The organism is Mycolicibacterium komossense, assembly GCF_025822605.1.
In the GTDB taxonomy this organism is placed as follows: domain Bacteria; phylum Actinomycetota; class Actinomycetes; order Mycobacteriales; family Mycobacteriaceae; genus Mycobacterium; species Mycobacterium komossense.
Genome location: NZ_JACKTY010000029.1, coordinates 497,601 through 522,357, shown reverse-complemented (window position 1 = coordinate 522,357; position 24,757 = coordinate 497,601). Strand labels below are relative to the sequence as shown.

The window sequence follows — 24,757 nt, the reverse complement described above, 5'->3', positions numbered from 1 at the left end:
ACTGTGACACAACACCGCTCTCGGTCAATGTGACGCGCCGCACGTCACAGGCGAAATGAGCTGGCGTTCAACAACACCGGAGTGTGCGGTCAACCGCCGTTCACCGGGCGTTTTGCTGCCTGCTGAGCCGTTACCCGGAATTCGTCCAGCCGGGATGCGTACAGTGCGGAGATGCCGCTGTCGGTGATTGCCGCGGAGTCCACCGGGCTGTTCGTCGGACCGGTGGATGCACCGCTGCAAGTTGTGCGCGTCAGCGTCGCCGGAGCCACGGCGCCGACCCCGCTGCACATCGCCGGGCCCGGCCTGGTCACCGCCGGGTTGACGATGGCACCGGTCGGTGACGCGACGGTCGAGATACCGGTAGCCGTCAGCGCCCGAGAACCGGGAAGACAGCGGGCGGCGACGGTCATCGCGGGCGCCGACAGCAGCGGTTTCACGTTCGTCGACGCCGAGCCGGGCGCGACGATGTTCATGATCAGCCACTTTCACTACGACCCGGTGTGGTGGAACACCCAAGCTGCGTACACCAGCCTGTGGACCGAGGATCCGCCGGGAAAAGCACGTCAGACCAACGGATTCGAACTCGTCCACGCCCACCTCGACATGGCTCGGCGCGACCCGGATTACAAGTTCGTTCTGGCCGAAGTGGACTACCTCAAGCCGTACTGGGACACCCACCCCGAAGACCGGGCAGACCTGCGCCGGTTGATCACGGCGGGCCGGATCGAAATCATGGGCGGCACCTACAACGAACCGAACACCAACCTCACCGGACCCGAGACGGCTATCCGTAACCTCGTGCACGGCATGGGGTTTCAGCGTGGTGTGCTTGGCGCCGAGCCGGCCACCGCCTGGCAGCTCGACGTGTTCGGGCATGACCCGCAATTTCCCGGGATGGCGGCCGACGCCGGCCTGACGTCGAGTTCGTGGGCGCGCGGACCGTTCCACCAGTGGGGACCGATGGCCGGCGACGGTGATCCGAAACGGATGCAGTTCGCCAGCGAGTTCGAGTGGATCGCGCCGTCAGGGCTTGGGCTGCTCACGCACTACATGCCCGCGCACTACTCGGCGGGCTGGTGGATGGATTCGGCGGCCTCGCTGGCGGAGGCCGAGGACGCCACCCATCAGTTGTTCGAACGTCTGCAGACGGTGACGTCCACCCGCAATGTGCTGTTGCCGGTCGGTACCGACTACACGCCGCCCAACAAATGGGTCACCGAGATCCACCGGGATTGGAACGCGCGCTACACCTGGCCGAAGTTCGTCTGCGCCCTGCCGCGGGAGTTCTTCGCCGCGGTGCGCGCCGAACTCGACGAGCGGGGCGTGGCGGCGTCGCCGCAGACCCGCGACATGAACCCGATCTACACCGGTAAGGACGTGTCGTTCATCGACACCAAACAGGCCAACCGCGCCGCCGAGGCGGCGGTGCTGGACGGCGAGCGCTTCGCCACATTCGCTGCCCTGCTGTCCGGTTCGACCTATCCGGAGCCCGCGTTCGCGAAAGCGTGGGTCCAGTTGGCATACGGCGCGCACCACGACGCCATCACCGGCTCGGAATCGGATCAGGTCTACCTCGACCTGCTGACCGGCTGGCGCGACGCCTGGGAGCTCGGTCGAGCCGCCAGAGACAACTCGCTCGCCGTGCTGTCAGCGGCTGTGGACGGCGACATCGTGGTCTGGAACCCGTTGGTGCACAACCGTACCGATATCGTCACGCTGGTACTCGGCGAATCGTCACCGGTCCGGATCCTCGACCCGTCGGGAAACGAGGTGCCGACCGTGGTGGCGGATGATGGTTCGTCGATCACCTTCCTCGCGCGGGATGTGCCATCGCTGGGCTGGCGGGCGTACCGCCTGGCCGCGGGAACATCGACAGGGTGGAGCGCGATCGACGGCGCGGCGATTGCCAACGAGCACTACGCATTGCGGGCCGATCCCGGCCGCGGAGGTGCTGTGGTGTCGCTGATCCGTGCTGGATGCGAGCTCATCGCCGACGGACGGGTGGGCAACGAGCTCGCGGTCTACGAGGAGTACCCGGCGCACCCGAGCGCGGGGGAGGGGCCGTGGCACCTGCTGCCGAAGGGGCCCGTCGTCGTGTCCTCGGACGGTCCCGCGCAGGTCCAGGCGTACCGGTGTGCGCTGGGTGAGCGACTGGTGGTCCGCGGCCAGATCGGGGACGTTCTGAGCTACACCCAGACTGTCACTCTGTGGGCCGGCATCGGGCGGATCGACTGCCGCACTGTGATCGACGAATTCAGCGGCGCCGACCGGCTGCTGCGGTTGCGCTGGCCATGCCCGGTGCCGGGAGGGTTACCGGTCAGCGAGGTGGGTGACGCCGTCGTCGGCCGTGGGTTCGGGCTGATCCACGATCCGGTTGACCCGTCGGTGTCGGTGGACACCGCCGTGCATCCGTGGACATTGGAGAATCCGGCCTACACCTGGTTCGGCGTGTCATCGGCCGTGCGAATCACATTCGGCGACAGTCTGTTCCGCGCGGTCTCGGTTGCCGAGGTGGTGGCACCGACCGAAGCCGAGTCCGGCCCGCTGGCCCGCGACCTGATGGTGGCGCTGGTCCGCGCCGGGGTGACGGCCACCTGCTCGGTCGCGGACAAGCCCCGCTACGGCCATCTCGAGGTCGACTCCAACCTGCCCGACACCCGGATTGCGCTGGGCGGCCCCGCGCAGAACGCATTCACCGCGGCGGTCCTGGCCGACGCCGACCCGGCTTATGCCGACGAGGTACACCGCCAGCTTCGGGAGTCGGGTACCGCCAGGGTCTGGGTCCCCGCCACCGGTCCGCTGGCCGGCCACTGGCGTCCCGGCGCCGACCTGCGTGCGGTGCGGGCACTGCCGGTTCTGGTGATCGCGGGACGGGACCAGGCCGCCCTCGTCACCGAAATCACCTCGGTGACAGAGGATCTCGATGATGCCGAGATCGCGGTCGAGCAGGCCACGCCCGTCGATGCCGAGGCCGCCGAAGCGCGCACGGTAGCCTTGCTGAATCGCGGGGTGCCCAGCTTCGCCGTGGACACCGACCGCACCCTGCACACGTCGCTGATGCGGTCCTGCACCGGGTGGCCGTCGGGCGTGTGGCCCACCCACCAGCGCCGCAGCGCCCCCGACGGCTCGCATTTCCAGCAGCAGCACTGGACCCACGCCTTCGACTACGCACTGATCGCCGACGACGGAGATTGGCGGCAGGCGCGGATCCCGGCCCGCAGCGCCGAGTTCTCCCGGCCGCTTGTCGCGCTCACCGCGAGCGGCTCGGGTGACCTGCCTGCCGTCGGCTCACTGCTGTACCTCGACGGGGCCGGTGCCGTCGCGCTGGAGGCGCTGAAGGTGACGGGTAACCCGACGGCCGCTGCGAGCGCCCGGACCATCGACCCCGACGCGGTGACGTTGCGAATGGTCGAAAGTCATGGCACATCAACCCGAGTCGGCGTGTCATCCGACGTGGCGACGATATCCGTTCTGGCCAAGGCGAATCTGCTGGAGCAGTCGCAGCGCGACATCGGCGCCATCGAGTTACACGGCTACGAGATCGCCACCATCCTGGCCCGCCTCGACGTCCCCACGCCAGCTGCCGGCACAGCGACCGTGCTGGCCCCCGACACCGAAGCGGCCCAACCGCTGTTCGCCCGGTACTGGCTGCACAATCGCGGACCCGCTCCGCTGGGTGGACTTCCGGCCGTCGCACACCTGCAGCCGCACCGGCGTGAGGCGGCCGCCGGCGAGGCCGTCACGCTGCGATTGACCGCCGCCAGCGACTGCACCGACGCCGCGCTGACCGGCACGGTGCGGATGCGCTGTCCGCCAGGGTGGTCGGTTATCCCGGCAGAACTGCAGTTCGAGATGGCTCCTGGCAGCTTCCTCGAAGCCGACCTGGCGGTCGCCATCCCCGCCGACGCCGTACCGGGGTGCTATCCGGTGCGCGCTCAACTCACCCTCGACGGCGCGGACCTTCCGGCCGCCTGGCGTCAGACTGTCGAGGACGTGTGTCTGGTGAGCGTTGGTGGCGGTGGTGGCGACGTGCTACGAATCATCAATGAGCCCAGTGATATTGAGGTCGTAGCGGGGGAGAGTGATCGGCTCACGGTGACCATCGAATCCGGCGCGCGCGGCGACTTGGCGCTTGAGGCTCATCTCATCAGTCCGTGGGGTACCTGGGAGTGGATCGGACCCGCGGCGACCGGTGCGGTACTACCGGCAGCGGGCACTGCGGAACTCGCCTTCGACGTGACGCCGCCGCCGTGGACGGAACCAGGACAGTGGTGGGCACTGGTGCGGGTCGCGTGCGCCGGTGAGCTGCTGTACTCACCGGCAGTGCGGGTACGGGTACTCGGCGGGATGCGGTGACCGCGGCGATAGTCGGCGGGTGCGTGGTGACCGTCGCCGACGTCGAGGCACGGGAGCGTCAGCTGCGCGCCGGGCCCCAAGCAGCTGCTCTCCCGGTGCCTGGTACGAGCGAGGGCAGACAGCTGCGCCGCTGGCTGACGCAGCTGATCGCGACCGAACAAGTGATAGCGGCGCACGCCGCAGCGCTGGGCCTGACGGCTGATGGCGCGCCGAGCGAGGACGAGGTCCTGCCCGATATGACCGCGCGTGTAGAGATCGGCAGTATCGCCGCTGCGGCACTCGGAAATCCGTTGGCAAGGACAGTATTTCGCGAGGTGACGGCTGCGGTGGAGGTGACGGAGGAGCAGGTGACGGCCTATCACGAGCGCAACCCGCTGCGCTTCGCCGCCGGCGCGCAGGGCGGCGTCGGCTGGCGGCGACCCGCCGCACCACCCCGGCTCGCGCAGGTTCGACCCGTGATCACGGCGCACCTGGTGGCCGCCGCCCGGCGGCGCGCGTTCCGCTGTTGGCTCGACGAACGGTCGGCCGAACTGGTGCACCTCGCCCCCGGATACGAGCATCCCGGCGATCCCCGTCAACCCGACAACACCCACAAGCACTGATGGCCGACCTCACGCTGGCTCTCGATATCGGCGGCACCAAGATCGCCGCCGGACTCGTCGACCCCGACGGCGCACTCGTCGCATCCCGCCGGCTGCCCACCCCCGCCGACGACGTCGGTGGCGACGCGATCTGGGATGTCGTCGCGGAGTTGATCGCCCAGATGACGGCAGGCACCGTGGTCAGTGGAGTCGGCATCGCGTCGGCGGGGCCGATACACCTGCCCACCGGGACGGTCAGCCCGATCAACATCACGGCCTGGCGGGACTTTCCGATCCGCGATCGGGTGAGCGCGACGCTGCCCGGTCTGCCGGTCAGGCTCGGCGGTGACGGGCTGTGCATGGCACTGGGTGAGCATTGGTGCGGCGCCGGCCGGGGCGCGGCGTTCCTGCTCGGAATGGTGGTCTCGACCGGAGTGGGAGGCGGACTGGTCCTCGATGGCGCGCCGTATGACGGGCGCACCGGAAATGCCGGACATGTCGGTCACGTCGTGGTGGACCAGGATGGTGAGCTCTGCTCATGTGGGGGCTACGGCTGCGTGGAAACAATCGCCGCCGGCCCGCGGATGACTCGCTGGGCCCGCGCGCACGGCTGGGCCGGGCCGCCGGGTGCCGACGCCAAGGAACTGGCCCAAGCGGCCGCTGCCGGCGACAGCGCTGCGCTGCAGGCGTTCACCCGCGGCGCTCGCGCCGTCGCGGCGATGATCGCCTCGGTGGGGGCGGTATGTGATCTGGACCTGGTGGTGATCGGCGGCGGCGTGGCGCAATCCGGTGCGCTGCTGTTCGATCCGCTCCGAGAACAGCTGGCGCGGTACGCCCGGCTGGACTTCATCGCCGATCTACGGGTCTTACCCGCGCAACTCGGCGGTGACGCCGGACTGATCGGCGCGGCGGCGTTGCTGGGGGGTTGACCGACATTGGCGAGCGCGGTGTGGTCGAGCGCGTTTTGGCTGATCGCACGGTGGCGCGCTACTCTTGTCCACGATCCACCGAAGACCGTCGGTCACCGAGCAATCGGTTGAAAGTCCCGGAACATCCCGGGCGGCCCACGCAGGAGGACGAGGCTATATCTGATCGGGCTCAGCCCGGCGCATATTGACGCCCCGACCGCATCCTGCGTCGGGGCGTTCGTCGTTTCCGGGTCTGGTGGAAGACCGAAACCGCTGCAAGCAGCTAGACATTAACCGAGGAGGCATGCATGGCCAAGGCTGACAAGGCCACCGCCGTTGCAGAGATCACCGAGCAGTTCAAGGCCTCGACTGCCACCGTCGTCACCGAGTACCGCGGTTTGACGGTGGCCAACCTGGCCGCTCTGCGTCGTTCGCTCGGAGCCACGGCAACCTACTCCGTCGCCAAGAACACGCTGGTCAAGCGTGCGGCGTCGGATGCGGGCGTCGAGGGCCTCGACGAACTGTTCGCCGGGCCGACGGCGATCGCGTTCATCAAGGGTGAACCGGTCGACGCCGCCAAGGCCCTGAAGACCTTCGCCAAGGAAAACAAGGCGCTGGTCATCAAGGGTGGCTACATGGACGGCGCTGCGCTGTCCGTCGCCCAGGTCGAGGCAATCGCCGACCTGGAGTCGCGTGAGGTCCTGCTGGCCAAGCTGGCCGGCGCGATGAAGGCCAAGACGAGTCAGGCCGCGGGGCTCTTCCAGGCGCCGCTGTCGCAGGTTGCCCGACTCGTCGCGGCCCTGCAGGACAAGCGGGCCGAGACCGAAGGCGCCCCGGAGGCTCCTTCTTCCGAGGGCTCAGCCGAAGAGGCACCTGCTGCCGAAGAGGCAGTAGCAGCCGAGGAGGCTCCCGCCGCGGAGGCCACCGACGCTGTCGCAGACACAACCGAATAAACCAGACCCAACTACCTGTTTCAGAAATCCAGAAGGGATACACACCATGGCAAAGCTCAGCACTGACGAACTGCTTGATGCGTTCAAGGAACTGACCCTGCTCGAGCTCTCGGAGTTCGTGAAGGCGTTCGAAGAGACCTTCGACGTCACCGCGGCCGCCCCCGTCGCCGTTGCCGGCCCGGCAGCAGCTGCCGCTCCCGCCGACGCCGCCGAGGAGCAGTCGGAATTCGACGTCATCCTCGAAGGTGCCGGCGAGAAGAAGATCGGCGTCATCAAGGTCGTCCGCGAGATCGTCTCCGGCCTGGGTCTCAAAGAGGCCAAGGACCTGGTCGACAGCGCGCCCAAGGCGCTGCTGGAGAAGGTCAACAAGGACCAGGCCGACGATGCCAAGGCCAAGCTCGAGGCTGCCGGCGCTTCGGTCACCGTCAAGTAGTCGTCTCCACGCAAAAAGCCCCCGGGATTTCCCGGGGGCTTTTTCGTGTCTCCAGGCCCGTGTAGACGGCGGCGTCGGCGTCACGCGGGCATGCGAATGTGGCAAATCCACCGGCCCGGGACACGTGCCGGCCGATGCCGGGTCATGTAATGACACAAAGGCATCAGCTGAATCTCCCGTGCGCTACAGTGACTCAAGCCACAGGCGGGAGGCAGGTGGTGGGGTTGATCATTCGGAAGGATTTCGCGTGGGCATTGGCATCCAGGTTGAGGGACTGACGAAGTCCTTCGGATCCCAGCGAATTTGGGAAGACGTCACGTTCGATATTCCGCCGGGCGAGGTCAGCGTATTGCTGGGCCCCTCGGGTACGGGTAAATCGGTCTTCCTGAAGTCGCTGATCGGCCTGCTTCGCCCGGAGCGCGGCAAGATCATCGTCGACGGCACGAACATCTTGGAGTGCTCGGCCAAGGAGCTCTACGAGATCCGCACCCTGTTCGGCGTGATGTTCCAGGACGGCGCCCTGTTCGGGTCGATGAACCTGTATGACAACACGGCCTTCCCGCTGCGTGAGCACACCAAGAAGAAGGAAAGCGAAATCCGTCAGATCGTGATGGACAAGCTTGACCTGGTCGGCCTGGGCGGCGATGAGACCAAGTTCCCCGGCGAGATCTCCGGCGGTATGCGCAAGCGCGCCGGGCTGGCTCGCTCACTGGTGCTGGACCCTCAGATCATCCTCTGCGACGAGCCCGACTCGGGTCTGGATCCGGTGCGTACCGCGTACCTGAGCCAGTTGTTGATCGATATCAACGCCCAGATCGACGCGACGATCCTGATCGTGACGCACAACATCAACATCGCCCGCACGGTGCCCGACAACATCGGCATGCTCTTCCGTAAGCACCTGGTGATGTTCGGTCCGCGTGAAGTGCTGTTGACCTCCGATGAGCCGGTGGTGCGTCAGTTCCTCAACGGTCGGCGCATCGGGCCGATCGGTATGTCGGAGGAAAAGGACGAGTCGCAGATGGCCGAGGAGCAGGCCATGGTCGACGCCGGTCACCACGACGGTGGTGTCGAGGAGATCGAGGGCGTGCCGCCGCAGATCATCGCCACCCCGGGAATGCCGCACCGCCAGGCGGTGGATCGCCGTCAGGCCCGGGTGCGCGAGATCATGCACACCCTGCCGCCGAACGCCCAGCAGGCCATCCTCGAAGACCTCGAAGGCACCAGCAAGTACCACAAGGCCCGCGAGGCCGCGGACCAGGAAGCCGCTGATGCTCGCCATCGCGGCGATGCCGAGGATGACGCACCCACTGCGTCGATCCCGGCGCAGCGCGAGGCCTGACACCTCAAAGAATCACCAACAAATATGAATGTCCGGCTGCCCGGGCATTCATATTTGTGCGTAATGCAACGGAGCTCATCACCCGCGGGTTACGTTGGCGTCAACGTTCGACAAAGGGGTCATCTATGGGGCATCTCCGTGGGTGGCTTGTCGCAGCTGCGCTAGGTGTCGGTATCGGAGCTGCCCTGGCCGTCGGCTGCGGCACCGCCGCTGCTGATACGGGCTCGTCCAGTACGTCGGCGTCCAGCAGTCATTCGGCATCGTCCAATCCATCGAAAGCGGCCACCCCCAAGCGGGCCACAGCCCAACAGACGGCGGTCGTCGCCGCGGATGTGCGTGCATCAAAAACTGTTGGGGCGCTGGCAGTTTCACCGGCGAAGCTGGCGCCAGCGCCCAAAGCGGCCCGGACTTCGGCACGTTCCGCGACGATGCTGCCCGCCCCGACACCGGCGCAAGCCACGGCCGCGGCGGGCTCCTCGTCGAGCGGCGTCACCGGGGTCAAGGTCGGGCACTCGAATCTCGACATTCCGGTGGGTTCCAGCGTCTACACGGGAGCCGCTGACTGGTACTTCCCGACGCAGGCGGACGGCTCGGTGCAGGCACAGGGGGTCATCTATCTCCAGCACGGTTTCCTGGGCGACAAATCCTGGTACAGCGCGTTGGCGACGCAGGAGGCTCAGCAGACCAACAGCATTGTGGTGGTGCCGAACATCCCGTCGTTCCCCTTCTTTACCTGCAGCGGCTGCACGCTCAACAGCGTGCAAATGGCGCAGGGGGTGGCCGCGTTGTTCATCGACCCCAGCCGCTCCGCGCTGAACATCAGCGCCAACGCCGCGGGCTACGAAGGTGTCCTGCCAGAGCAGTTCGTCCTGACCGGACACTCGGCCGGCGGGGGATTGGCCGCCGCCGCGGGCGGCTTCTACGCCGGCGCTGTCGCGCCGGCTGATAACAAGCTTCTCGGTGTCGTGATGTACGACGGCGTCTCGTCGAACGGCACCTTCGCGCCCGCTTTGCAGGCGCTGGGCGACATTCCGGTGTACCAGATCGCGGCACCGCCGCAGCCCTGGAATGCCTACGGCCAAACCACCAACGACCTGGTGGCTTTGCGACCAGGCCAGTTCGTCGGAGACGTCCTCGCCAACGGCTCCCACGTCGACTCGTTGATCGGGGGGGTTCCGATCATCGACGCCATCAGTCAGCTCCTGATCAGGCCTTCTCCGCCGGGCAACACCGCCGCCGTCTACACACTGGCCACCGGCTGGATCAACGACCTCTACGCCGGCAGGGGGCCCAGCGATCCGCTGTACGGCATCTACGGCGAGCCGGATCAGTACATCGTCATGGGTCCCACTGCCGCGGTGGTGCTCGGTCCTTCGCCGGTCGTCGATGTCAACCAATACCTCGGCACTTGGTACGAGGTGGGCAGTGTGAAGCAGTTCTTCTCCATCGGCCTGGTCAACACCACCGCCGTGTACAGCCTCAATCCGGACGGGTCCATCAAAGTGGAGAATTCGGGCAACTACTTCTTCAACAACGGACCGGAGTCGACGATCGTCGGCACCGCCCTGCCGGTGGACGCGAGCAACAACAAGCTCAACGTGACCTTCTTCGGGTCCCCATCGGACGCGCCCCCCGGCAACTACTGGATCGTCGACGTCGCCCCGGATTACAGCTGGGCCATCGTCACTGATTCGACCGGGTGCAGCGGGTTTCTGCTCAGTCGCACCCCTACCGTCTCCGCCGATCTCTACCAGCAGCTGCTGAATCGGGCCTCGGTCAAGGGTGTCAACGGATGGATCACCCCCACTCGGCAGCCGCAAGCGGCGGTGGCCGCCGCCGTGGCATCCGCACGGGCCGGGCTCGCGGCCTGACGATGCACCCGCAGCCAGGGAGCCGGCAAGTTATCCCCACCAAAGGCGCGTCACCTCTTGACGGAAGCGCAACGAGGGGCCAATCTGTTTCGCAGCATGTTTGAATGGGTTGAACGAGACGCCAGCCAGTGCCTTTTCGTCCCTGATGTGTGGTAGTTGAGGAATAGCCCGTCCTGCGCTATTGTTGGACGTTGCGCTGGCTGCCTCCTGCCCACTAACCGCCTCCGACCCGCATTCGACCCGATTTGCACATATTGGGTCCTAGCCTGAGCCCTGCTCGGTGATCTAGTTGCGTGCCCGGCTGTGACCCGGACAGTCGTCAACCAGCCGAACCAACGCAGATACACAAGCGATATACGGTCCGGCCGCACCCTTGCAGCAGGCACCCGGTAATCGCGTGAGGTGCTGGAAGGACGCATCTTGGCAGTCTCCCGCCAGACAAATACAGGTATTTCGAACTCATCGGTACCTGGAGCACCAAACCGCATTTCCTTCGCAAAGCTCCGTGAACCGCTCGAGGTTCCGGGGCTGCTGGACGTGCAGACCGATTCCTTCGAGTGGTTGATCGGCTCGGACCGGTGGCGCTCGATCGCCACCGCCCGCGGTGATGTCGATCCCGTCGGCGGACTCGAAGAGGTGCTCGCCGAATTGTCGCCGATCGAAGATTTCTCCGGCTCGATGTCGCTCAGTTTCTCCGATCCGCGCTTCGACGAGGTCAAGGCTCCGGTCGACGAGTGCAAAGACAAGGACATGACGTACGCGGCCCCGCTGTTCGTCACGGCCGAGTTCATCAACAACAACACCGGTGAGATCAAGAGCCAGACGGTCTTCATGGGTGACTTCCCGATGATGACCGAAAAGGGCACCTTCATCATCAACGGCACCGAGCGTGTCGTGGTGTCCCAGCTGGTCCGTTCCCCGGGCGTCTACTTCGACGACACCATCGACAAGTCCACCGAGAAGACGCTGCACAGCGTCAAGGTGATCCCGGGTCGTGGCGCCTGGCTGGAGTTCGACGTCGACAAGCGCGACACCGTCGGTGTCCGGATCGACCGCAAGCGCCGCCAGCCCGTCACAGTGCTGCTCAAGGCACTCGGCTGGACCAACGAGCAGATCACCGAGCGGTTCGGCTTCTCCGAGATCATGATGTCGACGCTGGAGAAGGACAACACCGCCGGCCCCGATGAGGCGCTGCTGGATATCTACCGCAAGCTGCGTCCGGGCGAACCGCCGACCAAGGAGTCCGCGCAGACCCTGCTGGAGAACCTGTTCTTCAAGGAGAAGCGCTACGACCTGGCCCGCGTGGGCCGCTACAAGGTGAACAAGAAGCTTGGCCTGAACGTGGGCAAGCCGATCACCAGCTCGACGCTGACCGAAGAGGACATCGTCGCGACCATCGAGTACCTGGTGCGCCTGCATGACGCCCAGGACGGACAGCCTGCCTTCATGACCGCTCCTGGTGGCGCCGAGGTGCCCGTCGAGGTCGACGACATCGACCACTTCGGCAACCGTCGTCTGCGTACTGTCGGCGAGCTGATCCAGAACCAGATCCGCGTCGGCCTGTCCCGCATGGAGCGCGTTGTCCGTGAGCGGATGACCACCCAGGACGTCGAGGCCATCACGCCGCAGACCCTGATCAACATCCGTCCCGTCGTGGCGGCGATCAAGGAGTTCTTCGGGACCAGCCAGCTCTCGCAGTTCATGGATCAGAACAACCCGCTGTCGGGTCTGACCCACAAGCGCCGTCTGTCGGCGCTGGGCCCCGGCGGCCTGTCCCGTGAGCGTGCCGGCCTCGAGGTTCGCGACGTGCACTCCAGCCACTACGGCCGCATGTGCCCGATCGAGACCCCGGAAGGCCCGAACATCGGCCTGATCGGGTCACTGTCGGTGTACGCGCGGGTCAACCCGTTCGGCTTCATCGAGACCCCGTACCGCAAGGTCGTCGAGGGTGTCGTTACTGACGAGATCCACTACCTGACCGCCGATGAGGAGGACCGCCACGTCGTGGCGCAGGCCAACTCACCGGTCGACGCCGAGGACCGGTTCACCGAGGACCGCATTCTGGTTCGTCGTAAGGGTGGCGAGGTCGAGAACGTCATCCCGACCGAGGTCGACTACATGGACGTCTCGCCGCGCCAGATGGTGTCGGTGGCCACGGCCATGATCCCGTTCCTCGAGCACGACGACGCCAACCGCGCCCTGATGGGTGCCAACATGCAGCGCCAGGCGGTTCCGCTGGTGCGCAGCGAGGCACCTCTGGTCGGCACGGGTATGGAGCTGCGCGCCGCGATCGACGCCGGCGACGTCGTCGTCGCGGACAAGACGGGCGTCATCGAAGAGGTCTCGGCCGACTACATCACCGTGATGGCCGACGACGGCAGTCGTCAGACCTACCGGATGCGTAAGTTCGCCCGCTCCAACCACGGCACGTGCGCCAACCAGCGCCCGATCGTCGACAGTGGTCAGCGGGTCGAGGCCGGCCAGGTGCTCGCCGACGGACCCTGCACCGAGAACGGTGAGATGGCCCTCGGTAAGAACCTGCTCGTGGCGATCATGCCGTGGGAAGGCCACAACTACGAGGACGCCATCATCCTCTCGCAGCGCCTGGTCGAGGAGGACGTGCTCACGTCCATCCACATCGAGGAGCACGAGATCGATGCCCGCGACACCAAGCTGGGCGCCGAGGAGATCACCCGGGACATCCCGAACGTCTCCGATGAGGTGCTGGCCGATCTCGACGAGCGTGGCATCATCCGCATCGGCGCCGAGGTCCGCGACGGCGACATCCTGGTCGGCAAGGTCACCCCGAAGGGCGAGACCGAGCTGACTCCCGAAGAGCGCCTGCTGCGCGCCATCTTCGGCGAGAAGGCCCGCGAGGTCCGTGACACCTCCCTGAAGGTGCCGCACGGTGAATCCGGCAAGGTCATCGGCATCCGCGTGTTCTCCCGCGAGGATGACGACGAGCTGCCCGCCGGCGTCAACGAGCTGGTCCGCGTCTACGTGGCCCAGAAGCGCAAGATCTCCGACGGCGACAAGCTCGCCGGACGCCACGGCAACAAGGGCGTCATCGGCAAGATCCTGCCGATCGAGGACATGCCGTTCCTGGAAGACGGGACCCCCGTCGACATCATCCTGAACACGCACGGTGTGCCGCGACGGATGAACATCGGCCAGATCCTGGAAACCCACCTCGGGTGGGTCGCCAAGACGGGCTGGAACATCGAGGTTGCCAGTGGTGTGCCCGAGTGGGCGTCGAAGCTCCCTGAGGAGCTGTACTCGGCGCCTGCGGACACCAAGACCGCCACCCCGGTGTTCGACGGTGCTCAGGAAGGTGAGCTGCAGGGCCTGTTGGCCTCCACGCTGGCCAACCGTGACGGCACCGTGCTCGTCAACGCCGACGGTAAAGCGAAGCTGTTCGACGGCCGCAGTGGTGAACCGTTCCCGTACCCGGTGACGGTCGGCTACATGTACATCCTGAAGCTGCACCACTTGGTCGACGACAAGATCCACGCGCGCTCCACCGGTCCGTACTCGATGATCACCCAGCAGCCGCTCGGTGGTAAGGCGCAGTTCGGTGGTCAGCGATTCGGTGAGATGGAGTGCTGGGCCATGCAGGCCTACGGCGCGGCGTACACGCTGCAGGAGCTCTTGACCATCAAGTCCGACGACACCGTCGGCCGCGTCAAGGTCTACGAGGCGATCGTCAAGGGCGAGAACATCCCCGAGCCGGGCATCCCGGAGTCGTTCAAGGTGCTCCTCAAGGAGCTGCAGTCGCTGTGCCTCAACGTTGAGGTGCTCTCATCCGATGGTGCTGCCATCGAGATGCGGGACGGCGATGACGAGGACCTGGAACGCGCTGCCGCCAACCTGGGAATCAACTTGTCGCGCAACGAATCTGCTTCTGTTGAGGATCTCGCCTGATTCTGGGCGGCCCTTGTTTATATAGCTCGTTAGATATCTAAACCCGCAAGGGGAAAGGAAGTTACGTGCTCGACGTCAACTTCTTCGATGAACTCCGCATTGGCCTTGCCACCGCGGACGACATCCGCAACTGGTCCTTCGGCGAGGTCAAAAAGCCGGAGACCATCAACTACCGCACGCTCAAGCCAGAGAAGGACGGCCTGTTCTGCGAGAAGATCTTCGGACCGACTCGCGACTGGGAGTGCTACTGCGGCAAGTACAAGCGCGTGCGCTTCAAGGGCATCATCTGTGAGCGCTGCGGCGTCGAGGTGACCCGTGCCAAGGTGCGCCGTGAGCGGATGGGCCATATCGAACTGGCCGCACCCGTCACGCACATCTGGTACTTCAAGGGCGTTCCGTCGCGCTTGGGCTACCTGCTGGACCTGGCGCCGAAGGATCTGGAAAAGATCATCTACTTCGCCGCCTACGTGATCACCAGCGTCGACACCGAGATGCGCCACAACGAGCTCTCCACGCTCGAAGCCGAAATGGTCGTCGAGAAGAAGGCCGTCGAAGACCAGCGTGACTCCGACCTGGAGGCCCGGGCACAGAAGCTCGAAGCCGACATGAAGGAGCTCGAAGACGAGGGCGCCAAGTCCGACGTCAAGCGCAAGGTGCGCGACGGCGGCGAGCGTGAGATGCGCCAGCTGCGTGACCGGGCCCAGCGTGAGCTGGACCGGCTCGACGAGATCTGGACCACCTTCACCAAGCTGGCCGTCAAGCAGCTGATCGTCGACGAGAACCTCTACCGCGAGATCGTCGACCGCTACGGCGAGTACTTCACCGGCGCGATGGGCGCGGAGTCGATCAAGAAGCTCATCGAGAACTTCGACATCGACGCCGAGGCCGAGAGCCTGCGCGACACCATCAAGAACGGCAAGGGCCAGAAGAAGCTTCGCGCGCTCAAGCGGCTCAAGGTCGTCGCGGCGTTCCAGATGAACCGCAACTCGCCCATGGGCATGGTGCTCGACGCCGTCCCGGTGATCCCGCCGGAACTGCGCCCGATGGTTCAGCTCGACGGTGGCCGGTTCGCCACCTCCGACCTGAACGATCTGTACCGCCGCGTGATCAACCGCAACAACCGCCTCAAGCGACTGATCGACCTCGGTGCCCCCGAGATCATCGTCAACAACGAGAAGCGGATGCTGCAGGAGTCGGTGGACGCGCTGTTCGACAACGGCCGTCGCGGCCGGCCCGTCACCGGGCCCGGCAACCGTCCGCTCAAGTCGCTGTCCGATCTGCTCAAGGGCAAGCAGGGCCGGTTCCGCCAGAACCTGCTCGGCAAGCGCGTCGACTACTCCGGCCGTTCGGTCATCGTGGTCGGCCCGCAGCTCAAGCTGCACCAGTGCGGTCTGCCCAAGCTGATGGCGCTCGAGCTGTTCAAGCCGTTCGTGATGAAGCGTCTGGTTGACCTCAACCACGCGCAGAACATCAAGAGCGCCAAGCGCATGGTCGAGCGTCAGCGTCCCCAGGTGTGGGATGTCCTCGAAGAGGTCATCGCCGAGCACCCGGTGCTGCTGAACCGCGCACCTACCCTGCACCGCTTGGGTATTCAGGCCTTCGAGCCGCAGCTGGTGGAGGGTAAGGCCATCCAGCTGCACCCGCTGGTCTGCGAGGCGTTCAACGCCGACTTCGACGGTGACCAGATGGCTGTGCACCTTCCGCTGTCCGCGGAGGCGCAGGCCGAGGCGCGCATCCTGATGCTGTCGTCGAACAACATCCTGTCTCCGGCGTCGGGCCGGCCGCTGGCCATGCCCCGTCTGGACATGGTGACCGGTCTGTTCTTCCTGACCACCGAGATCCCCGGCGACACCGGCGAATACGTCGCGGCCGCCACGGATCAGCCGGAGTTCGGTGTGTACAGCAGCCCGGCCGAGGCCATCATGGCTCTGGATCGTGGCGCGCTGAGCGTGCGGGCCAAGATCAAGATCCGGTTGACGCAGCTGCGTCCGCCGGTCGAGGTCGAGACCGAGCTGTTCGGTGAAAACGGTTGGCGCCCAGGGCTTTCCTGGATCGCCGAGACCACGCTGGGTCGCGTGATCTTCAACGAGTTGCTGCCGAAGAGTTACCCCTTCGTCAACAAGCAGCAGCACAAGAAGGTGCAGGCGGCGATCATCAACGATCTCGCCGAGCGCTACCCGATGATCGTGGTCGCGCAGACCGTCGACAAGCTCAAGGACGCCGGCTTCCACTGGGCCACCCGTTCGGGTGTCACGGTCTCGATGGCCGACGTGCTGGTGCCGCCGCAGAAGGCGGAGATCCTCGAGCGTTACGAAGGCGAAGCCGACGCGATCGAGAAGAAGTACCAGCGCGGTGCCCTGAACAACACCGAGCGCAAAGACGGCCTGGTCAAGATCTGGCAGGAAGCCACCGAAGAGGTGGGTAAGGCGCTTGAGGCGTACTACCCCGAGGACAACCCGATCATGACGATCGTGAAGTCCGGCGCGACGGGCAACCTGACCCAGACCCGCACCCTGGCCGGCATGAAGGGCCTGGTGACCAACCCGAAGGGCGAGTACATCCCGCGTCCGATCAAGTCCTCGTTCCGCGAGGGCCTGACGGTGCTGGAGTACTTCATCAACACCCACGGTGCCCGTAAGGGTCTGGCCGACACCGCGCTTCGTACCGCCGACTCGGGTTACCTGACCCGTCGTCTGGTGGACGTGTCGCAGGACGTGATCGTTCGCGAGCACGACTGCACCACCGAGCGTGGCGTCGTCGTCACGATTGCCGAACTGCAGGCTGACGGCTCGCTGATCCGCGACGCACACGTCGAGACCAGTGCGTACGCCCGCACCCTGGCCGCCGACGCGGTCGACGGCAACGGCAAGGTTGTCGTCGAGCGTGGTCACGATCTCGGTGACCCGGCGATCGATGCCCTGCTGGCTGCCAGTATCACCCAGGTGAAGGTCCGCTCCGTGCTGACCTGCACCACGGGCACCGGCGTCTGCGCCACCTGCTACGGCCGTTCGATGGCCACCGGCAAGCTGGTCGACATCGGTGAGGCCGTCGGCATCGTCGCCGCGCAGTCCATCGGCGAGCCCGGCACGCAGCTGACCATGCGTACCTTCCACCAGGGTGGCGTCGGTGACGACATCACCGGTGGTCTGCCCCGCGTCCAAGAGCTGTTCGAGGCCCGCATTCCGCGGAACCGGGCCCCGATCGCGGACGTCACCGGACGGGTGCGCCTCGAGGAGAGCGACAAGTTCTACAAGATGACGATCGTCCCCGACGACGGTGGCGAAGAAGTTGTCTACGACAAGCTCTCCAAGCGTCAGCGGCTGCGCGTCTTCAAGCATGAGGACGGCAGCGAGCGTCTGCTCGCCGACGGCGATCACGTCGTCGTGGGGCAGCAGCTGATGGAAGGCTCCGCCGACCCGCACGAAGTGTTGCGCGTCATGGGCCCGCGCGAGGTGCAGGTGCACCTCGTCAACGAGGTCCAGGAGGTCTACCGCGCTCAGGGTGTGTCGATCCACGACAAGCACATCGAGGTCATCGTTCGCCAGATGCTGCGTCGCGTGACGATCATCGATTCGGGTGCGACGGAGTTCCTGCCCGGATCGCTGACCGAGCGCAGCGAGTTCGAGTCCGAGAACCGTCGCGTGGTCGCTGAGGGCAACGAGCCCGCAGCGGGTCGCCCGGTGCTGATGGGTATCACCAAGGCGTCGCTGGCCACCGATTCGTGGCTGTCGGCGGCGTCGTTCCAGGAGACCACTCGCGTGCTGACCGATGCGGCGATCAACTGCCGCAGCGACAAGCTGATGGGTCTGAAGGAGAACGTGATCATCGGCAAGCTGATCCCGGCCGGTACGGGTATCGCCCGCTACCGGGACATCCAGGTGTCGCCCACCGAGGCAGCCCGCGCTGCGGCGTACACGATCCCGTCCTACGAGGATCAGTACTACAGCCCAGACTTCGGCCAGGCCACTGGTGCCGCGGTGCCGTTGGACGACTACGGCTACAGCGATTACCGCTAGCTAGTCTCTGCGCGAGCAGACGTAAACAACCCCCCACACCCCGCGTGTGGGGGGTTGTTTACGTCTGGTGGGCGGGTTTATCCACAGCGGTGACTACCCGTCGCGCGGTATGGTGCGGACGATCGCCGGGTGTTCATTCACGAGGTCTTCGCCGCCAATGGCGGTCTGGCAAGCCGCGAACAGTTGCTCGCGACGATGAATCCGAAGACACTGGCCCGGCACGTGGCGGCCGGTGCGATAGTGCGGGTCTGGCACGGGGTCTACGCGTTGGTCGAGCCCGACCTGCCTGGGCGGCTTGCGGCCCTGGAGTTATCGACCGGGAGGCCCGTCGTGGCGTGTATGCACACTGCGGCAACGCTTTACGGCTTCGGTAACGAGGATTCAGTGCGGATGCATGTACTCGACCCCGGCGTCCGGATGCGGCCCAGCGCTTCGCTGATGGTGCACCAGCGTCTCGGCGCACCCTTGAAACGGGTCCAGGGCCGCCTGGCCACCGCGCCCGCCTGGACCGCTGTCGAGGTGGCCAGAACTCAGTGGCGGCCCCGCGCTCTGGCGACACTCGATGCCGCGCTGCGAAGTGGGACGTGCGACGTGGGCGCAACGACCGCCGCACTCGAAGAGCAGAAGGGCCGACGGGGCGTGGTCAAGGCGCGAGAGTTGTTGCCGCTGGCAGACTCCCGTGCTGAGTCGCCGATGGAAAGCATGGCCCGCATGGTGATGATCGACGGCGGACTTCCGCTGCCCGAACTGCAGTATGAGATCGTCGATGTGCAGGGGCGGGTATGGCGGGTCGACTTTGCCTGGCCGGAACAACGGGTGGTGGCCGAGTACGACAGCATCGCGTGGCATTCAGGTGCGACAGAGATGTTGGCAGACCGTATTCGCACGGCGGCGATTCAGGACTGCCGCTATACGGTGGTCCCGATCGTGGCGCACGACATCTTTCGGGATCAGTGGGGCTTCGTGGCTCGGATGAGAAGTCACCTCGAGCGCGCGGCCTGATTTCTTTGCTCGCGCTAGGTCAGGTACACCTTGCGCAGCGTCTCGGTCACCGTCCACACCGTCTCGGAACCCGCGGCCAGGCGGACCACATCGCCGGGACCGAGCGTGAGCGTCTTGGTGTCGTCAGCGAATTCGACTGTCGCCGCACCGGATAGCACGACGAAAACCTCATCGGCCTCGACGTCGGTCATCACGCCGGGCGTCATCTCCCAGACGCCGACCTGCAGGCCACCGAACTGGGTGAGGGCGACGGCGGCGGTGGTCGGCTTGCCGCGCACCGACTGATCGGCCGGCACCGGCTCGTGATCGAGGGCAAGAGATGCGGCAGGCACCGCGGTGTTGGGATCCATGGCGTCCAGCATTCCCGGTCGCGACCCCGGCGGTCATGTTACGACTCTTGTGCAGCTGTCGACAAAATGTAACATGGAGCTCATGTCAGACACCCACGTCGTCACCAACCAGGTCCCCACTCTGCTGGACCACAACCCGGCCACCTCGCCGGTTCTGATGGAGGCCCTGGCTCGCGAAGGCGGCCAATGGGGCGCCGACGAGGTCTTCGAACTGGGCGCACTGTCGGGTAGCGCGAAAGCGATCCGGTGGGGTGAACTCGCCGACCGCAACCAGCCGGTGCTGCGCACCCACGATCGCTACGGCCACCGCATCGACGAGGTGGAATACGACCCCGCCTATCACGAGCTGATGACGGTCGCGATCGGTCACGGGCTGCATGCCGCGCCGTGGGCCGACGACAGGGCCGGCGCGCATGTGGTCCGCGCGGCCAAGAATTCGGTGTGGACAGTCGAGCCCGGGCACATCTGCCCGATCTCGATGACCTACGCCGTCGTACCCGCGCTGCGCAGCAACCCCGAACTCGGCAAAACCTACGAACCGCTGCTCACCAGCCGTATATACGATCCCGAACTGAAGACACCCTCGACGAAAGCCGGTATCACCGCGGGCATGTCGATGACGGAGAAGCAGGGCGGCTCCGACGTTCGCGCCGGCACCACTCGCGCTTCTCGAAACGCCAATCCCAACGCCGACGGTTCCTACAGCCTGACCGGCCACAAATGGTTCACCTCGGCGCCGATGTCCGATATCTTCCTGGTGCTCGCCCAGGCGCCCGGCGGCCTGTCGTGTTTCTTCCTGCCGCGCGTCCTGCCGGACGGGACCCGCAACCGGATGTTCCTGCAGCGGCTCAAGGACAAGCTCGGTAACCATGCCAACGCCTCCAGTGAGGTCGAATACGACGGCGCCACTGCGTGGCTCGTCGGCGAGGAGGGCCGCGGCGTCGCGACCATCATCGAGATGGTCAACCTGACCCGATTGGATTGCACCCTGGGCAGTGCTACCAGCATGCGGTCGGGGCTGACCCGCGCGATCCACCATGCTCAGCATCGAAAAGCCTTCGGCGAGTATCTGATCGACCAGCCGTTGATGCGTAATGTGCTGGCCGATCTGGCTGTCGAGGCCGAGGCTGCGACCATGGTCGCGATGCGGATGGCCGGGGCCACCGACAAAGCGGTGCGCGGCGACCAGCGCGAGACGCTGTTGCGTCGCATCGGGCTGGCCGCCAGCAAGTACTGGGTCTGCAAGCGGGCCACCCCGCACGCGGCAGAGGCGATGGAATGCTTCGGTGGCAACGGCTATGTGGAGGAATCCGGTATGCCGAGGCTGTACCGCGAAGCCCCCCTGATGGGCATCTGGGAAGGATCGGGCAACGTCAGCGCGCTGGATACATTGCGCGCCATGGCAACTCGACCCGAATGCATCGAGGTGTTCTTCGACGAGCTCGGCCTGTCCGCCGGCCAGGATGCGCGCCTGGATACCCATGTCGAGTCGTTGCGGACACAGCTGGGCGATCTTGAAGCCATCCAGTACCGGGCCCGCAAGATCGCCGAGGACATCTGCCTGGCGCTGCAGGGTTCGCTGCTGGTGCGCCACGGCCACCCGGCAGTGGCCGAGGCGTTCCTGGCCACTCGACTCGGCGGGCAATGGGGTGGCGCATTCGGCACGATGCCGACCGGGCTGGACCTCGGGCCGATCATCGAGCGCGCCATGGTCAAGGGATGACCTCAGTCGACTTCGACAACCTGAAGACGATGACCTACGAAGTCACCGACCGGGTTGCCCGAATCACGTTCAACCGCCCCGATAAAGGCAACGCGATCGTCGCCGACACGCCACTGGAACTGTCGGCCCTCGTGGAGCGCGCGGACCTGGATCCCGCGGTGCACGTCATCCTGGTGTCCGGCCGCGGAGAGGGCTTCTGCTCGGGGTTCGACCTGTCCGCGTACGCCGACCGCACCGGATCGGCAGGGGGCACCGGGCGCTACCGCGGTACCGTGCTCGACGGGAAGACACAGGGCGTCAACCACCGGCCCGACGCTCCGTGGGATCCGATGATCGACTATCAGATGATGAGCCGGTTCGTCCGCGGCTTCGCCAGCCTGATGCACGCCGACAAGCCGACAGTGGTGAAGATCCACGGTTACTGCGTGGCGGGCGGCACCGATATCGCCCTGCACGCCGACCAGATGATCGTGGCCACCGATGCCATCATCGGTTATCCACCGATGCGGGTCTGGGGGGTGCCGGCTGCCGGACTGTGGGCCCATCGCCTCGGTGACCAACGCGCCAAACGTCTTCTGTTCACCGGTGATTGCCTGACCGGAGCCCAGGCCGCCGACTGGGGTCTGGCCGTCGAGGCGGCCGACCCCGAGGATCTCGACGAGCGCACCGAGCGACTGGTTTCCAGGATCGCCGCGATGCCGGTCAATCAACTCATCATGGCCAAGCTGGCGCTGAACACGGCGCTGTTCAACCAGGGCGTGGCGACCAGCCAGATGGTCAGCACGGTGTTCGACGGTGTCGCCAGGCACACGCCCGAGGGGCACGCCTTCGTCGCCGACGCCGTCGAGCACGGTTTCCGTGAGGCGGTGCGTCACCGCGACGAGCCGTTCGGCGATCACGGACGCCAGGCATCCGGGGTGTGAGGTGACGACCGAAACCAGGATGACCGCTCGCTCGGTCGTCCTCTCGGTGCTGCTGGGCGCTCATCCGGCGTGGGCCAGTGCCGCCGAATTGATCAGGCTTACCGCAGATTTCGATATCAGAGAGTCCACTTTGCGGGTTGCGCTGACCAGGATGGTGGGCACCGGCGACCTCGTCCGGTCCGCCGACGGCTACCGGCTCTCCGATCGGCTGCTGGCACGGCAGCGCCGCCAGGATGAGGCGCTCGCGCCCAGGCTTCGAATCTGGGACGGTGTCTGGACGACGCTGGTGGTCACCAGCGTCGGGATCGCCGCACGCGACCGCGCTGATCTGCGAAAGATGCTGCAGGACAGCAGATTCGGTGAGCTTCGCGAAGGCGTCTGGTTGCGCCCGGACAACCTCGGTGTCGAGCTGGGCGACGAGATCCACCGCTGGGTCCGGGTGCTGCGAAGTTCCGATGACGCTCCGGTTGAGCTCGCAGATCAACTGTGGGATCTGCCGGGCTGGTCCGACACCGCGAACCGGTTGCTCGAGGAGATGGCGGAGATGTCGAAAGCCGCTGATGTGCCAGGGCGATTCGCCACAGCCGCGGCCATGGTCCGCCACCTGCTGGCCGACCCGATGTTGCCGGACGAACTGCTGCCGCACGACTGGCCGGGTGACCGGTTGCGGGTGGCCTACCAGGAATTTGCCGCCGAGCTGGGAGCCCGGCGGGAACACACCGAACTGATGGAGGCGAAGTAGACATGAGCGGGGGAGTGCGGGTCGAGCGCAGCGGCGCGGTGACCACGGTGATCATGGATCGTCCGCAGGCGCGTAATGCCGTCAACGGACCGGCGGCTGCGGAGTTGCACGCGGCGTTCGAAGAGTTCGACGCTGACGACTCGGCATCGGTCGCCGTGCTCTGGGGCGACAACGGAACCTTCTGCGCCGGAGCTGATCTCAAGGCGATGGGCACACCTGATTCCAATCCGGTCCATCGCAGCGGGCCCGGGCCGATGGGGCCGACCCGGATGGTGTTGTCCAAGCCGGTGATCGCCGCGGTCAGCGGTTACGCCGTCGCCGGCGGTCTCGAACTGGCGCTGTGGTGCGACCTGCGCGTCGTCGAGGACAGCGCGATATTCGGGGTGTTCTGCCGACGCTGGGGCGTGCCGCTGATCGACGGCGGGACCGTGCGGCTGCCGAGATTGATCGGCCACAGCCGCGCGATGGACCTGGTCCTGACCGGTCGCAGCGTCGACGCGGCGGAGGCGTTCGCCATCGGCCTCGCCAACCGCGTGGTGCCCACCGGGCAGGCGCGCCAGAGGGCCGAGGAACTGGCCGCCGAACTCGCGGTCCTGCCGCAACAGTGTCTGCGCGCCGACCGGCTGTCGCTGCTGGGGCAGTGGGGGATGAGCGAATCGGCGGCAATGGACGTCGAATTCGGCAGCATGTCGCGCGTGGCCGCCGAATCGCTGGCCGGTGCCAAGCAGTTCGCCGACGGTGCGGGCCGCCACGGGGCTGCCCGGGCTTGACGGCCCGAAGCTAGCCCTTCTTGATCACATTTCCCGAGCCGAGGTTGTCGACCTTCGGGTCGCCGTCCTTGTACGCGACGGTGTTGTTCAAGCCGACGACGGACAGGTCCTTGTCGACCTTCTCCAGCGTGATCTTGTTGTCGGCGCCGCCGACGTTCACCGACGCGCAGGTTCCCTTGACGGTCAACGTGTTGTTCGAACCGCCGACATTGAGCGATTTGCCGTCGGCGCAGTCGATACCGGCTGTCGTGCCGAAGGACCCGTAGTTGATCGTGTTGCCGACCTCGACCTGGGCGCCCGACGCTCCGGCCGTCGCGGTCGGATTGTTGGTGTCACTGCTGTTCGAACCGCATGCGGCCAGGCTGATCACCGCTGCTGCGGCGACACCGATGAGAGCCGCCGAACGGTAGGTGCGCATGCTTCCTCGATTCTCGTGGTGAATGGCAGTGCAGATACGCCGACTACGCAGGAATGCGGTCGATCCGGTTGACCATGCCGAGCTCGCGGCCGCGGTCGACGATGAACGGATCGCCGGTTTTGTACAGCGCGGTCTGGTCGAAGCCGTAAACGGTGATGTCGTTGACCACGTTGTCGGCGATCACGGTGTTTCCGGAGCCCTGCATCGTGACCGCCCAGCAGCTGCCGACCGCGGTGATGGTGTTGCCCGCCCCGTTGATCAACAGGGTGGCGTTATTGCAGTCGACGGTCTGGACCGATCCGATCGACGTGATGTGGGTGTCGCCGTTCTTCGCCGCGGCGGATGGAACACCGACCCCGCCGGCGACCAGGACGGCAGCGCAGAAGGCCGCCGTCACAGCTCCAGACAACCGCTTCACTGTTGCGTCCTTCCCCGGGTACCGCCAAGC

General features: G+C 66.0%; 17 protein-coding genes. 14 read left to right on the top strand and 3 right to left on the bottom strand.

The genetic code is table 11. From position 1 onward, the window contains the following. The first annotated feature begins 177 nt into the window (after window positions 1–177). The 10 genes from H7J73_RS15965 (at window position 178) to H7J73_RS15920 (ending at window position 19,383) form a co-directional block, all read left to right on the top strand. Window positions 178–4,356 carry a glycoside hydrolase family 38 N-terminal domain-containing protein gene (locus H7J73_RS15965; protein WP_264068553.1) on the top strand — a complete coding sequence of 1,393 codons (4,179 nt, stop codon included), beginning with the start codon at window positions 178–180 and terminating at the stop codon, window positions 4,354–4,356. Beyond that, window positions 4,353–4,958: a DUF7158 domain-containing protein gene (locus H7J73_RS15960; protein ID WP_264068426.1), complete on the top strand. Its 606-nt coding sequence runs from the start codon at window positions 4,353–4,355 to the stop codon at window positions 4,956–4,958. The genes H7J73_RS15965 and H7J73_RS15960 overlap by 4 nt, the downstream gene beginning before the upstream one ends. After that, window positions 4,958–5,866, top strand: coding sequence for an ROK family protein (locus H7J73_RS15955; protein ID WP_264068425.1), 909 nt, complete (start codon window positions 4,958–4,960; stop codon window positions 5,864–5,866). Before H7J73_RS15960 ends, H7J73_RS15955 begins: the two co-directional genes overlap by 1 nt. 287 nt (window positions 5,867–6,153) lie before the next feature. Next, complete coding sequence (rplJ, locus tag H7J73_RS15950) at window positions 6,154–6,798, top strand: 50S ribosomal protein L10 (protein ID WP_264068424.1); 645 nt, start codon at window positions 6,154–6,156, stop codon at window positions 6,796–6,798. Window positions 6,799–6,844: 46 nt separating this feature from the next. Continuing rightward, window positions 6,845–7,231 carry a 50S ribosomal protein L7/L12 gene (gene rplL / locus H7J73_RS15945; protein ID WP_264068423.1) on the top strand — a complete coding sequence of 129 codons (387 nt, stop codon included), beginning with the start codon at window positions 6,845–6,847 and terminating at the stop codon, window positions 7,229–7,231. Window positions 7,232–7,478: 247 nt separating this feature from the next. Further along, entirely contained in the window at window positions 7,479–8,573 is a 1,095-nt protein-coding gene (locus H7J73_RS15940; RefSeq protein WP_264068422.1) for an ABC transporter ATP-binding protein, read from the top strand. Between the two features lie 125 nt (window positions 8,574–8,698). Next, a complete protein-coding gene (locus H7J73_RS15935; protein ID WP_264068421.1) occupies window positions 8,699–10,444 on the top strand; it encodes a lipocalin family protein in 1,746 nt (581 codons plus the stop codon). A 402-nt stretch (window positions 10,445–10,846) separates the two neighbouring features. After that, a complete protein-coding gene (gene rpoB, locus H7J73_RS15930; RefSeq protein WP_264068419.1) occupies window positions 10,847–14,365 on the top strand; it encodes a DNA-directed RNA polymerase subunit beta in 3,519 nt (1,172 codons plus the stop codon). Between the two features lie 65 nt (window positions 14,366–14,430). Next, window positions 14,431–18,381: a DNA-directed RNA polymerase subunit beta' gene (locus tag H7J73_RS15925; RefSeq protein WP_264068418.1), complete on the top strand. Its 3,951-nt coding sequence runs from the start codon at window positions 14,431–14,433 to the stop codon at window positions 18,379–18,381. Window positions 18,382–18,576: 195 nt separating this feature from the next. Continuing rightward, window positions 18,577–19,383, top strand: coding sequence for a type IV toxin-antitoxin system AbiEi family antitoxin (locus H7J73_RS15920; protein ID WP_264068552.1), 807 nt, complete (start codon window positions 18,577–18,579; stop codon window positions 19,381–19,383). A gap of 14 nt (window positions 19,384–19,397) precedes the next feature. On the opposite strand, the gene H7J73_RS15915 is transcribed toward H7J73_RS15920, so the two are convergent. Beyond that, entirely contained in the window at window positions 19,398–19,733 is a 336-nt protein-coding gene (locus tag H7J73_RS15915; protein ID WP_264068417.1) for a cupin domain-containing protein, read from the bottom strand. Window positions 19,734–19,815: 82 nt separating this feature from the next. Here H7J73_RS15915 and H7J73_RS15910 point away from each other — a divergent pair, with 82 nt between their 5' ends. Genes H7J73_RS15910 through H7J73_RS15895 form a run of 4 tightly spaced genes read left to right on the top strand, consistent with a single transcriptional unit; the run spans window position 19,816 to window position 23,891 of the window. Beyond that, complete coding sequence (locus H7J73_RS15910) at window positions 19,816–21,456, top strand: acyl-CoA dehydrogenase family protein (protein ID WP_264068416.1); 1,641 nt, start codon at window positions 19,816–19,818, stop codon at window positions 21,454–21,456. Continuing rightward, window positions 21,453–22,379, top strand: a complete 927-nt coding sequence (locus tag H7J73_RS15905) for a crotonase/enoyl-CoA hydratase family protein (RefSeq protein ID WP_264068415.1) — start codon at window positions 21,453–21,455, stop codon at window positions 22,377–22,379. The genes H7J73_RS15910 and H7J73_RS15905 overlap by 4 nt, the downstream gene beginning before the upstream one ends. Window positions 22,380–22,398: 19 nt before the next feature. Beyond that, complete coding sequence (locus H7J73_RS15900) at window positions 22,399–23,121, top strand: PaaX family transcriptional regulator C-terminal domain-containing protein (protein WP_264068414.1); 723 nt, start codon at window positions 22,399–22,401, stop codon at window positions 23,119–23,121. A gap of 2 nt (window positions 23,122–23,123) precedes the next feature. Next, a complete protein-coding gene (locus tag H7J73_RS15895; RefSeq protein ID WP_264068413.1) occupies window positions 23,124–23,891 on the top strand; it encodes a crotonase/enoyl-CoA hydratase family protein in 768 nt (255 codons plus the stop codon). 10 nt (window positions 23,892–23,901) lie between these two features. Here H7J73_RS15895 and H7J73_RS15890 read toward each other — a convergent pair whose 3' ends face one another. Next, complete coding sequence (locus tag H7J73_RS15890; protein WP_264068412.1) at window positions 23,902–24,309, bottom strand: DUF3060 domain-containing protein; 408 nt, start codon at window positions 24,307–24,309, stop codon at window positions 23,902–23,904. A 43-nt stretch (window positions 24,310–24,352) separates the two neighbouring features. Next, window positions 24,353–24,727 carry a DUF3060 domain-containing protein gene (locus H7J73_RS15885; protein WP_435405504.1) on the bottom strand — a complete coding sequence of 125 codons (375 nt, stop codon included), beginning with the start codon at window positions 24,725–24,727 and terminating at the stop codon, window positions 24,353–24,355. Window positions 24,728–24,757 lie beyond the last annotated feature (30 nt).